Origin of the sequence: Paenibacillus sp. 11B (assembly GCF_030487755.1) — a bacterium.
Taxonomy (GTDB): Bacteria; Bacillota; Bacilli; order Paenibacillales; family Paenibacillaceae; genus Paenibacillus; species Paenibacillus vandeheii.
The window spans coordinates 542,106-557,012 of record NZ_JAUKNS010000001.1; the positions used below are offsets into that span (position 1 = coordinate 542,106).

At 40.4% G+C, this 14,907-nt stretch carries 4 protein-coding genes; all 4 read right to left on the reverse strand.

Features of this window, described 5'->3' with window-relative positions; all coding sequences use genetic code 11:
- The gene (locus Q0V21_RS02370) at positions 1–11,892 is read right to left on the reverse strand and encodes a non-ribosomal peptide synthetase (protein WP_301877401.1); all 11,892 of its coding nucleotides are present in this window, start codon (positions 11,890–11,892) and stop codon (positions 1–3) included.
- 293 nt (positions 11,893–12,185) lie between these two features.
- Complete coding sequence (fabD, locus tag Q0V21_RS02375) at positions 12,186–13,391, reverse strand: ACP S-malonyltransferase (RefSeq protein WP_301877402.1); 1,206 nt, start codon at positions 13,389–13,391, stop codon at positions 12,186–12,188.
- Between the two features lie 329 nt (positions 13,392–13,720).
- The gene (locus Q0V21_RS02380; RefSeq protein ID WP_079349293.1) at positions 13,721–13,981 is read right to left on the reverse strand and encodes a hypothetical protein; all 261 of its coding nucleotides are present in this window, start codon (positions 13,979–13,981) and stop codon (positions 13,721–13,723) included.
- 33 nt (positions 13,982–14,014) lie between these two features.
- Complete coding sequence (locus Q0V21_RS02385) at positions 14,015–14,875, reverse strand: Cof-type HAD-IIB family hydrolase (RefSeq protein WP_079349294.1); 861 nt, start codon at positions 14,873–14,875, stop codon at positions 14,015–14,017.
- Between the last annotated feature and the right edge of the window lie 32 nt (positions 14,876–14,907).

A 14,907-nucleotide genomic window follows, 5' to 3' on the forward strand; every position in this document is an offset into this window, starting at 1 on the left:
TTAGAAAAAATCCACTTCAATCAAATCTGCTAACGTATCCCGATTCATTAATTCTTCAACCAATTTTATTTTGCTGATTTCAATATGAGGATTTTGGCAAATGGCTGTTAATATTAATAATAAATTTTTGGACATCGCTTCAATCGTTGTTTTCTCAAATAATGTTGTGCTGTATTCAAAAGCGGCTTCCAGTCCATTTTCCAAAATGGTGGCATATAAGGTTAAATCGAATTTGGATACTTTATTATTTTGAGCATAAGGTTTACAGGTTGCGCCCTCCATTTGAATCTCTGATGCCTCGGTATTTTGCAATACAAACATGGTGTCAAACAACGGATTTCGGCGGACATCTTTGGTTATATGAACTCTCTCGATCAATTCCTCAAACGGGTAATCCTGATTCTCATAAGCGCTTAACATATGTTCTTTCACTTCAAGCAGGTACTCTGTAAATGTTTTTTCTCCCTCAGGATAGTTTCTAATCGCAAGTGTGTTCACAAACATCCCCATAACCGGCTCCAATTCCGCATGGGTCCTTCCTGCGATCGGCGTCCCAACGATGATATCTTCTTGGCCGCTGTATTTGGATAATAAAATGGTATAGGCTGCAAGTATAATCATGTAAAGCGTCGTTCCTGTCAGAACTTCCATCTTTCTAAAATCTGTAAAGAGTTCTTCTTCCATTGCAATTTCGAATAAATCTCCCTCATTGCTCAGGATTTCAGGTCTCTCATAATCTGTAGGCAGATCCAGAAGGGGGATCTCTCCACTAAAGACATCAAGCCAGTACTTCTCCTGCTTTTTCATCTCGTCACTTTGAAGTTGAGTTTGCTGCCATTCCGCGTAATCCTTGTACTGGATTCGAAGGGGGGAAAACTCATCTCCCTTGTACAATTGGCTAAGCTCGGTCATTAGAATGTTGATGGATAACCCGTCTGCAATAATATGGTGCAGATCTACAAGCAATACATGACGCTCCTGCTGGAGTTCAATAAGACCCACTCTCATCAGAGGGGCTTGACCCAGATCGAATGGGCGAACAAACTGTAGAATTTGGTCTTCGATATCTTCGTCCGAGGATACGAACCATTCCATTCCAAAATTCACTTCAGGATATATCATTTGTTTAGGCTCTCCGTGTATCATTTTAAATGCCGTCCGAAGAGATTCATGACGACGAATCAAGTGTTGAAAGGCTTCTGTTAACCTCATACGATCAAGCGATCCTTCTATCATAAAGATGCCTGACATATTGTAAGTGAGTTCCTTACCGCCTTTGATGCTCATAATGTACATTCTCATTTGCGCCGAAGAAAGGGGATAATATTCTTTCTCCTCCGCTTTGGGAATGGTAATCAATACACTTCGCTCCATATTTCCAATGAACGGAGCCATCTGTTCAATCGTTTGCCATTCAAAGACGTTTCTTACCGACATACTGACATTAAGTTTATGATTGATTGCGGACACCAGTTTTGTCGCTCGTAAAGAGTTACCTCCTACATCAAAGAAATTATCTTTTATACTGATTTTTTTCACGGCAAGCACGTCTTGCCAAATAGGCAACAACTGTTTCTCCATCGATGTTCGGGGTTCTACATATTCGCTTCCCGTTTGTATATTTTCTTCCGGAAGCGGAAGCAACCTGCGATTCATTTTCCCGTTTGATGTCAGTGGCATCTGATCTAACTGTATAAAGTAGGCTGGGACCATGTAACTCGGTAAAATAGCAGAAAGACTTTCTTTCAAATCTCTAACCGTAAGCGTATTAACCGCTGTGAAGTAAGCACACAAAGATGGGTCCCCATGATTGTCTTCTTGTGCAATGACGATGACCTCTTCCACACTCTCTATAGTTAACAGTGCTGCTTCGACTTCCCCTACTTCGATCCGATATCCGCGAATTTTGATTTGGTGATCCATTCGTCCTAAATACTCGATATTGCCATCCGGAAGCCACTTTACCAGATCGCCCGTCTTGTACATTTTTTCTCCATAGACAAACGGATCTCTCACAAATTTTTCTGCGGTCAGCTCAGGTAAATTCAAGTAGCCTCTGCCTACCCCATCGCCGGCAATACATAATTCTCCTACGATGCCAACAGGCTGTACTTTTTCCTGTTGGTCTAACACATACAGCCGATTATTTCCTAATGTTCGACCAATCGGTACGTAAGCCCGGTTATTTCCGATAACAAGCTGCTCTGGAGTTACACGGTAAGTAGCAGCATCCACACAGCATTCTGTTGGACCGTATACATTGATAATAGTTGGTGGCGTAATGTGGTAGAACGAAAATAAGGATGTTAAATCAACCACACTTTGCTGAGAGAGTGCCTCTCCACCAATCAGCATGTATTTTAATGATATCCCGTGAACATGTTTGGCTTTTAATAGTAACTTCAAATGTGCGGGCGTACCGTCTGTTACATCAATTTGGTGTTGTTGATAGTAATTCATCAAATTTTGTCCATCCAGTATCGTTTCCTTGTTCACTATAAATAAGGAATGCCCGGATAGTAGTGCGCCAAAAATTTGCTTGACCGATGCATCGAAATAGTAAGGCGCAAGTAAAGCCATATGCAAATGTTGATGCTGATTCTCAATAACCTGGCTATACAATGCTTTGACTAAGTGATGCACCTGACGGTGCTCGATCATCACGCCTTTTGGCTTTCCAGTTGTACCCGAAGTATAGATCACATAAGCTAACTGCTTGGAATCTCCTGCTGACTCCAGATTCGACAGATTCGCTGCGTAGGTTGATTCATCATTCAAATTAATCGTTGTGCCATGGAAAGATACAACATGCTGAAGATGCCTTTGGGTGACTACCACCGTTGCTCCTGAATCATGCAGGATATACCGGATACGCTCTTCCGGAGAATCCGGATCAATGGGTACATATGCCCCTCCCGCTTTTAAAATTCCAAAGATGCCAACGATCATATCAATGGAACGATCGGTCACGATACCTACTGCTTGCTCCGCTTGTACCCCTTCAGCTCTTAATTTACGCGCCAGCTGATTCGCCCGTTCATTCAGTTGACGATACGTCCATCGCTGATCCCCATACCCAACAGCTAATTGATCTGGTATTCGTTCCGCCTGCGCTTCAAATAATTCATGGATGGTCTTATCGCGTGAATAATCTATCGTTGTGTCGTTAAATTCATGTAAAACAAGATTCTGCTCACGTTCAGACATCATCTGAATGTCTGACAAGTGAACATCCGGTTCGTTCACAATGTCTCTGAGAATGTGGAGCAAATGCGTTTTCATCCTGTCGATGGTGTCCCATTCGAATAGTTCCGTTTTATAATTAAAGTGCATTTCCAGGCATTCGCTGTCATCTTCAACAATAAACATAAGATCGTACAACGATATGCCCACATTTAATTCTCTCACTTTAAACGTGTAATCCGTTTTTTGTCTTGCATTCAATTCTGTATTCAAAAAGATAAACATCGTATTGAATAGCGCTGTCCCTGTTGTATGCCGATGCATGTTTAACTTCTCTACGAGATTGTCAAAAAGATAGTCCTGATGATCCAATGCATCCAGGGATAGTTTTTTAATTTCTTCGAGATAGGATCGAAACGATTTATTGCCTGCCGGCTGTGATCTAATGGCTACCGTCTGAATAAAGACACCTATCATGTTTTCGACATCAGGATGGTTTCTTCCTGAAGTTGGCGTACCTACAATCAGATCTTCTTGACCCGAATAATGATGAAGCAGCACATTATAAGCGGCCAATAGTAACATAAACAAAGTGGTTTCAGTTTGTTTAGCCAACTGTTCCAGCGAATGCTTCAAATGTTGATCCAGAACGAATGACACTCTTGACCCTGCCGAAGTTAAATGAGGGGTTCGAACAAAATCAGTAGGCAGATTAAGGTTTGGTAGCTCCCCTTGGAATTGCTCCAGCCAATACTTTTCTTGCTGTTTATAGGCTTCTCCCGCCATCCATTCTTTCTGCCAAGCTGCAAAGTCTTTGTATTCAACTTCAATCGTCGGCGTATTTTTTCCGTCATAATCATCCAGAAGTTGATTGGCAAGGATACCGACAGAGTAACCATCGGATACAATATGATGCATCTCGATGAGTATTTCTGCATGATCATGATCGACTTGAATGAATTCAGCCCGGATTAATGGTGCCATGGATAAGTCAAAGGGTTTGGCAAACGTCTTCACATCTTGTTCAAATTGAGCCGAACTTTTTTGAGACTTTTTCACTTCAAAATCAACCGAAGGGGCAATCTTTTGGTACAATTCTCCTTCAATGAGATGAAAACTGGTGCGAAATGCTTCATGACGTTGCACCATTTTTTCCAATGATGACATCATTTGAGTTTCATCTATATTTCCCGTGACCGTGATGTGGCCGCACATGTTTTGAAAAACGCTATTCGGCTCAAATTGATCCAGAAAATAGATTCGCTGTTGTGCAGCGGATGTTTCATAGAATTCTTTAATTTCCAAAGCTGGAATCGGCATGAACGTATCCTCTTGCTCGCCTGAAATCAGACTGGAAAGCTCCTTCAGATGTTGATTCTCAAAAAATTGAACAATCGAAATTCTATGTTGGAACTGCTCATGCACCTTTGAAAGCATCAACGTCGCCTTTAGCGAGTTCCCCCCGAGATCAAAGAAATGATCATTTCTCCCCACCTGATCCACGGATAATACTTCCTTCCAGATCAACGCCAGCTGTCTCTCCGTATCATTGGCCGGATCTTCGAACACGGCTGAATGTTTACCGCCAAGAACGCGCTCATAGGCCAGACGACTGTACATTCCATGTAATTGATCTTGTTGTTCCGATGAAAATAATGTCAAAGACGCAATTTCAGTCTCTGGATGACTAGTCATATGTTGCAGCAGACCCATAAACCCTTCTGACCATAATTTCATCATCTCATGTCCAATGAGGTCAGTATTATAATCAAAATCCAGGTACAATTCACGGCTAACATCGGTAATATTAAGGAATAAATCATAAGGAATATGTTTAATGGGATACGACATAAATTCAGTCTCGATATGTTCAAATTGAAGATGATGGATCGTTCTATCCATATTAAATAAAATGCGGGTATCCGGCGCTGTCATGTTGGAAAGGTGCTCTGATACAATTGACAAGGGAACATGCTGGTATTTCATTACCCGAGCTAACGTTTCTTTGATATGAAGCATATTGTCTATAATGGATTGCTCCATGTGCAAGGTATTGTAAACAGGTACAATATTAACGCAATTTCCAATCAGTGCATGTTTATTCATATGGGACTGGCCCGCCGTAGGGACGCCGATCACAAGTTGAGACTGACCCGTGAGTTGATGCAGATATACATGAAATGCTGCAAACATGGTTACAAACAAGCTACTCTTATTATTCATACTCAGCGTTCGCAGTGATTCTGCTAATGAACGGTCCAGCTTCATGGAATATCTTGCACCTGAATATCCTTTCTGAGTGTCCCCGGACTGCGCCGTTGGTAACATTATTGTGGGAAATGATAAGGAAAATTGCTCTTTCCAAAACTGAATTCCTTGGGTAAATGAACCTTTTTGATATTCAAGCTCTTGCCATGTTAAATATTCATGAAATGGAGTAGCCTCAGGTAATGAAACTTGTCCTCCTCGAACAAGAGCGGAATAGGTTTGTTCCAACTCTTGAATGAATACAGCAATCGACCAACCGTCTGCAATAATATGATGGAATGTAAGCACCATAAGATATTGATTCGTTGCCTTTTTAAGCAAAGTGATTCTAAATAAAGGCTCCCCAGATTTTAGATCGAATGCTTCACTCGCATCATTAGATAACCAATTGGAGACTTCCAGTTCTTGATTCTCGTGAATATGCTCTGAGAGATCAACACATGTGCATTGAAATTCGATTGCAGGTCTAATTTGTTGTGTTTCACGATCTACATGAATAACCGTTCTCAAAGCATCATGTCTCTGAGCGATCTGATTCACGGCCTCATTCAGTACTGAGGGTTCTACGTAGCCTGTCATGTTTAAAATAACGCTTTGATTTAATGCAGCATTCGCAACTTCACCATGCAGTGAAGTTAATAACAGATGCTTTTGATCCAACGAAAGTTGATATTCCCGAACAGGCAAGTCACCCGGAATAAATCCAAATTCGCGAAGTTCATGCACCGTTTCCTTCGCGATTCTAACAATGGTATTCATGTCATCCAGGGTATGAACGGTCGATATAAAACAGTTTCGACCTTCCCAAATATATAAACCTTTATGAATTAAATGGTAGAAAAACAACTCCAAATCGCCAAAAGAAATAAATCTAAACAACGATCCGTAGTTTACCATTTGTATTGGCACATTGGAGGTTTTGAAAAACTCATTTAACTCGTTTACCAGATAATCTGTTTTTTCGTTTAATTCCTTATATAAGCCTTCTCCCTGGGATTGAAGATAATCCAGAACCGTTAACGTTACCCTCATCGTAAGCGGGTGTGTACAAAATGTTCCGCCGACAAATGTTTTCTTATCCGCAGCCTCCGGATAGGACTGATCGCCATAATTCCAGATTCCCCCATCCACTGCATTCATGAATTCCGCTTGGCCTGCGACGATGCCAAGCGGCATCCCGCCGCCGATCACTTTCCCATACGTAACCAGATCTGCTTGAACGCCAAACCATTCTTGCGCCCCACCCAAACCAATTCTGAATCCAGTGATGACCTCATCGAAAATAAGAGCAGTTCCAAATCGTTTCGTAATCTCTCGTAGCTCCTGTAAAAATTGTCTTGGCTGCATATCCGGTCTTCGACTTTGCACTGGTTCTACGAGCACAGCCGCCAACTCATCACCGAGACTTTGAATGATATCGAGTGTTTGTGGATGGTTATAATTAAGAATAATCAAATCATCCATATAGCTATTTACAATACCTGGAGCCATGGGAAGAGCAGACGATAAGGCATTCTCAGGGTTCGCTACACCCAGCACACCGTCATGCGTTCCGTGGTATGATCCTGAAAACAATACGACTTTGGAACGGCCCGTAACCGCTCTCGCCAAGCGCAGCGCGACCATGACTGCCTCTGTTCCTGAATTATAAAATGCGACACGCTCTACTCCTGTCAGCTCACAGATTTTTTCTGCGACGTCGCCTGCCAGATCTGACATCGGACCTAGTGGAGGTAGCTGTTCCTGAATGCTGTCTGCCATTACATTTTGGATAAACGGTGGATGATGACCGAATAGATTTACACCAAATCCCATAGTCAGATCCATATACTCGTTCCCATCCATATCCCATAACTTGGTGCCATCCGCACGTACCGAAATAATGGGATACACAAGTTCTTTCCAATAAGAACGGAATCCGGATACATTACGATTATTCGCATGAACCAAACGAGTTTGATCTGTTTTTAACTTCGAGCCTTTGGTTCTTGCTGTGTACTTTGCAATAAATTGTTCCAAATACTGGTTCTGAAGATGTGTAAATCCACTCTCTTCATGAATTTTCAATGATTGATACGGTATGAATGGTTTGGCATCCTTTGATTCCGTCACTGGTTTGATTGCTTTAAGTTCTTTGACTACTTTGAACTCTTTGAGTTCATCATGTTTACCTTCGATTTGAGATGGTGGAACGGTATCAATTGATTCACCTAACAGTAAATTAAGGCTCTTTAATTGTGATTCCATCAGCTGAATGGCCGAAATCTTGATTTGCTCTGAAATATTGGCGGAAGATTGTAACGTGCCCGTATTGCTTGCAAATGCATGATTTCCATTGTGTTCCTGATCAGGTTTATCAATTATATTTTCAATCACGACGCTGTCCTTCGTATTCTCAGACACGTATTGGACCAGATGATTAATATTCGTAAGGTTATCAAAAAACATCTCCATAGGGATATTCAAACTGAACATGTCCAAAATTTCTTTCTGAATTTGCACAAGAATGATGGAATCCAACCCCATTTGGAGAAAATGAGCATGCATATCTAACTCATCCAATTTCAATCCAGAAGCACGACTTATGCTTGTTTTAATTTTTAATTCAATATCATTTGTATACCTCTCCATATGAACCTCATTCCTCTCTGAAATGTACCCAGTTGGTATCGGATGCTTGACTTCAATCCAACACCTCTTCTGTTCAAACGGGTATAACGGCAATGGAATTTTTGGTATAAACTCATGTCCATAAAATTTCTCCCAATCAATCACTGCCCCTTGGGTAAACAACTCACCGAATTGATTTAATGATTCTACCTTTACCTGATCATATAGACGATCGGAGATAAGCGTTTTGTCTTTTTTTCCATAGCCAAAATAAACATCGGTCAGCTTACCCTCTCCACGTGCGATTTGTTTTAATTTTTGGCTTAGTTCTTGTGTACTGGTTATAATGATGGCCAACCGATAATCCAAATTAGCTCTTCCTGTACTCGCTGTATAACAAATTTGTTGAATGGAAACATCACGGTGATCGTCTATATATTGATGATAACTTTTAATCAGGTCATCAAGTGCTCGTTCATTGACAGCAGATAGGACAAATAGATTAGGCTCTTGAGCAGTTTTTGGATGTTCGATCTGCAAAGGGACAAATTCTTCGAGCACCACATGCGCATTCGTCCCGCTGAAACCGAAAGAACTAACCCCGCAGCGTAAAGGCTTGTCTTCTTCACCAAAAGCCATTGCTTCTTGATTGACATAAAAAGGTGAAGCTTCAAATTTAACCAACGGATTAGGTTTGTCAAAGTGCACCAATGGTGGGATTTTCTTATGTTGAAACATGAGGAGCGATTTGATTAATCCAGCTATTCCCGCTGCTTCGAAACAATGCCCAATGTTTGTTTTGGCAGAACCGATTGCACAAAATTGCTTCCGATCTGTATATTTCTCAAAAGCTTTACGGAGCGCATTGAACTCAACGGGATCACCTAATTTCGTCCCTGTGCCATGTGCTTCAATAAAATGCAGCGTTTCAGGAGAAATCCCTGCGTCTTTCCATGCCTGTTCAATCACATTGGTCTGTGACTCAGGATTAGGTGCAGTGATTCCCACAGTCCTGCCATCTTGATTAATCGCACTCCCTTTAATCACACCATAGATATGATCGCCATCGTTAATGGCTTGCTGCAATGGTTTCAACAGGACAGCTCCAACACCTTCACCAAACCCGGTACCGTCGGAATTTCCACTAAACGTTTTTGTTAGCCCGTCAGGAGATTCCATATCCAATCCAATACTTATCGGTAATAATGCCGTTCGGATGCCTCCGGCTAGTGCCATTTCACAATCTCCAGCGAGCAACCCTTTACATGCCATATGAACAGCAACGAGTGAAGAAGAACAAGCCGTATCGATCGTAAGCGCTGGACCTTTCAGGTTTAGAAAATAAGCGATTCTGCTCGACAGTACAGAGGGTAAATTTCCAATGATATAATTTTTGAGCTCTTCGGGGTAATTAGCCGTTACAAGCCGTTCATAGTCATATCCAACTTTCGAATAACCCACATATACGCCTACATTTCGTCCATTGATGCCCTCGCCTGCATATCCTGCATCTTCAATCGTATGCCAAGCGGTTTGCAAGAATAGCCTTTGATTCGGGTCCATAAATTGTGCTGTTTTCGGTGTTAGACCAAAGAATGAATAATCGAATTGATCAATTTGATCAAAATAACCACCCTTGATAAATTGAGTTTCATCCATCTTACTTCGGATGGATTGTAAATAATCAGCTGCGTCTTTCACCCGACTTTCGGGATAATCATGAATGTTATACGTGCCCTTTTCTAAAATGCTCCAAAACTCATTCGTATTCGATGCTCCCGGAACGTTCAAAGATATGCCGATAACAGCAACATCTTTTGTTGATGTCTCCTCTTTCATAATATGGTTTTCGCGCATGGTTTCGCCGTGGCTTCTAGCCAAATATCTTGCTAATTCAGTTATAGAGGGATATGTAAAGAGGTCAGTAACAGCAAGCTCTTCTCCATATTTTTGTTCTATACGTTCAGCGATTTGAGCCAGTTCTAATGAAGTTGCCCCCATATCAAAGTAACTATCTTCAAGTTCAACCTTCTTCCCCAGCAGCACTTCAGAAAATAATGAAATTAATTCTGTTTCTAAAACTCGAACAGAGACAGGAGCCGTTTCTTTGGCTTTATCATTCATGATCCGTTCATGAATAAATGTGGACTCTGTTAAGAATTTACCTGCTTCATATTGCTTGGCTAGCTGATATCGCTGTATTTTGCCACTTGTTGTTTTGGGTAATTTTTTGATGGGCAGTACCTGTTTGATACTCCATCCTCCGTGTACATATAAGTGTTTTTTTATTTCTTTAATGAGAGGCAGAAAGTGTTCAATCTTTTTTTTATAAACTACAAATACAACAATTTCTTCACTTTCACTATTCGGATCATAGACACCACAAGCAGCAACTCTTCCGAGTTCGATGTCATCCAGCTGAATCGCTACACGTTCAATGTCATGGGGGTATACATTTTTACCATTGATGAAAATAATGTCTTTTTCCCGCCCTGTTACAACGAGATTGCCCTGCATGATAAAACCGAGATCCCCTGTGTTCACCCATCCATCATGCGTCAATAACTTCTTCGTTTCTTGTGGATTATTATAATAACCTTGGGTGACGTTATCCCCCTTGATTTGAATCTTGCCGATAACAAAATCGGGAAGAAGGTTCCTTTCCTCATCGCAGATTCTAAGCTGGCAATAATCCACAGCCTTGCCAACTGCGACAAATGACGCCACGTGTTCATCTTTTTTGTCTAATTCAATCACATGCTCTCCGAAATTCAGATGATCCCGGTGCAGGTACACCGCAGTAAATTCTTCTTCTTCAGGGGGAAAAGCAACAGCAACAGAGGCCTCAGCCAATCCATATACAGTAAACATGGCCGTGTTCTTCAATTGGTATTTTGACAATACATTTAAAAACTCATGACACACTTCGGGTAATATAGGCTCGGCCCCATTATAGATGACTCTTACACATGACAGGTTCCACCCCTCAGCTTTTTCTTCGCGAAAGAAATTCAAAAAATACTTATATCCAAAATTAGGAGAGGAGAGTATGGTTGCTTGGTGTTCATTTACTTTTTTCATCCATAGAATCGGTTTTCGAATAAATAATTCAGTTGGAATCAGGTACTGATGAATACCTGCCACGAGGGGGACGAGGTGAAATCCAATTAACCCCATATCGTGGGTAAGGGGCATCCAGGAGAGAAAGCTATCGCTTAAACTGATTTTTGTACCATTTATAGCAGCACTAGCGTTGTGAATTAAATTTCGATGCGTGAGCATAACCCCTTTCGGGTCACCTGTTGATCCAGAGGAAAATTGAATAAATGCCAGCTCTTCTGGTTTAGGCTCATAACAGGTTACATCTGTATAATCATAGACTGTATCTTGTATAATTTCCGTTTTAGCTTCTAATTGATGATGAAAATCCAGTAATTCATGTTCTAAAGCAAACTTTTTCATTTTATCCAACACCTTCTCAGATGCAATCATGACGGGGTTGTTTAGCAAATCCCAAATACGGCACACTTTCAAGTTTTGTTCTTCATCTTCACCAATACTTACAGGTACAGGTATCATTCCACCAAGAATACAAGCCCAGAATGCCACTAAAAATCGTTTATTCTCTTGGATCTGAAAAATAATCTCTTGCTTTGGTTTAATCCCTATTTCTTGTAAATAACCCAAATATCCTAGTGCTTCATTAAATAATTGACTGTACGATATAAAGGTTTCGATTTTATCCGCATCAATAAAAAGTATACCGTGGTCCGTAATCTTACTTCTGTCCTGTATGACATCTACTAACGTTAGAAATTGATTTGTATACATATGTCTCCTCCAAATCTATCATCTCATTCACGCTTACCTATTTTAATTACACATATTTCCAAGGAAATTTTACCATAGTAATATATGTAATAACAAGTATAGTAATGTAAAAAATACAAAATATTTAGCAATTAAATAATACATTTTTTACATATTTATGACAAAAAATGAGGATACCCATCAAATTCAAACTATAAACTAATCTGTCTAAACGACAAAAAGGCTACCTTTTTAAGAGGTAGCCTGGAACGTTTTACAAACTTTTCAAAATAACAGCATTGGTATTATTTACATTAGATTGCATTAATCAATGAAGTTTTATTCTTTGTAATTTGTTTCGCAGAGAGAATTGAATGACAGATCTGCATGGAATGATTTATTTCTTCTTCACTAAGTTCATATTCATGGTTGTCTACTTGTTCTTTTACCCTTTGTAATTTTAGAAATAAGGGTTCTACCGTTTGGGTATAAGCTATGGAATCTTTGTTATAGTTCCGTGAAATGAGTGAGGTCACCATCAATTCAGATAATATATGTTTACGTATATTTAACAACTTATTTTTTCTTTCATTTGTATTCGTAAGCATGATTAGATCAGAAGGTTGATTTAATGAATATGGAACTATCCTGTTAGTTATTTTATTCATCAGACTTGCTAATACATTTTTAGACCCCAATTCGATCACTTCTGTAATCCCATGTTCAAGCAAATACAGCATAGACTCTAACCATCTTACAGGCATAGTCATTTGCCTATTTAAGTAATCAACGACGGGTAGATCAGGCTGATACGGTGCTGCTGTAACATTGGAAATAACAGGATATTTAGCTTGTTTATATTGTTTTTGATCTAATTCTGCTTTAAATTGATCCCCTGCAATTTGCATCATAGGAGAATGATAAGGACCACTTACGTTCAAATAAGAATGTTTAGTGCCCATGGATTCCGTCATTTTTATTATTTGTTGTATGGATTGACGATGTCCTGAAATGACAAATTGCTGGTCAGAGTTCATACAAGCCACACATGCAGGGTGTTCTTGTGTTGAAACTTCTTCACATATTTTTTGAAGTGATTCTAATTTAATCTGAGAAATAGCTACCATAGTACCCTGCTGATGCGGATCTGCATTGTTCATAATGATGCCTCTTTGTCTCACAAGCTTAATGGCGTCATGAAAAGAAAGAACACCAGCACATACAAGAGCCGAGTATTCTCCTAAACTATGACCTGCCAACAAAGTGGGTTCCACGCCTATTTCTTGCATATAAACTTGAAAAGCAATAACACTAACAGTTAAGAGGGCAGGTTGAGCATTCGTAGTCAGTGTCAAATCATTCATGCTGCCTTCAAAACACAACTTTCTTAAATCGAAAGAAATAGCGTCGCTGGCTTCTTCAAATCGATTCTTAGCTACATCAAAATGGTTCCAAAAACTCTTACCCATCCCAACAATCTGAGAACCTTGTCCAGGAAACAGTAAAGCTAAATTACTCATCCAGCATCCCCCATTTGTTCAACTTTATATTTCGTTTATTCAAGTTTCTTTTCCAGCCATATAATCCCTTGTTTTCAAAAATATAATAAACTTTCATTTTAAGTTATGCAATGATAAAAAAATTGGAGGGTTAACGAAAACAGACATCTCCTGTCGTGGAGATGCCTGTTACGTTCTTATTCCAGCATTTTGCATCATTCGATTTAGGTATTGTTGATTAAAAGACGCTCTTTGGATTTATGCAAAATGCTCATATGTTTAACTCATGGAGAAGGGTTGTTTATGAACGATCCTGAGCCTAAAACATTGTTCATGAAACAGATGCTGCCTTAACCCAAATATTTCAGTATCCCGTCTGTTTCATTGGCTCTCAGGGTTACTTTGGCTAACAACTGTTCTGGTTGTTGAAAGTCCACTTTAATCTCCGCCATCATTTCCTTTACCATTTCTTCAAGCTGTGCCAATGTTGTTTCTCTAGGTAAAATACGAGTTCTTGCAATCTCATGCTTACGAAACGAATCGTCGTACGATGGAACGGTTTCCTGACCGAATGCACTAACTTCCAGCTCAACTTTTATTCCTTCCGACATCTATGCCACCTCTTCCACTCTGTTTAAGGTTAATCAGAACTCAATCAATCCATATTTCACAAAACTGTGGTACAAACCATCCTCTTCAATTGTTCCGGTTATATCATCTGCAATGGCTTTGAGACCTGGCTTGGCATTTCCCATCGCAATCCCTACGTTGCAAAACTCCAGCATCTCGGCATCATTCATGCCATCCCCGATGGCGAGGGTATCTTTACGGGACATACCCAGATGCTCCAACAAATCCGCAATAGCAATGGCTTTATGAATGCCCGGGATCATCAGTTCGCCACTGCCTTCACCGAAGATGGGCACGGTGCACTGAATGACTTCGAATTTGCCTTCGAATTCCTGCTTGATCCGGTCGAATGGAATCGTAGAGCTTTCCAGAAAACAAACCTTGTTTACGTCATCCTTGTATAAATCCGCTTCGCCATACGTCAACCCGGCAATAAACGGATGTGGCTTTTGTTCTTTTTTCTCTCTGGCATGGGGATCATTATGCACATCACCATAGATGCGACGTTCCAGATGAGATTGAAGATTGGCGCTGGCGTACAAGGCCGAATTGGATTCCAGGTAGAAGTCGATCTGATGTTCATTGAAAAAATCGACCATATGCCGAACGTCTTCAGCTGTTACCCTTTTGTGATATAACACATCCTGACCAAACTCAACATATCCTCCACCGGCACCGATCAGACCGTCAAATCCTACGTCCCAAATAGAATCATAGATTTCGGCCTTCGATCGTCCTGTACATAAATAGAGCAGATGTCCATTTTCACGCGCCTGTTTGCACGCCTGTTGTGCAGACACCGGAATGTTGCCGTCATCATCTACCAGTGTGCCATCAATATCTATAAAAACAATCTTTCGATTCGTTGTGCTCATCTGCGTTTGCCCCCATCATGTAGCTTGTCTAT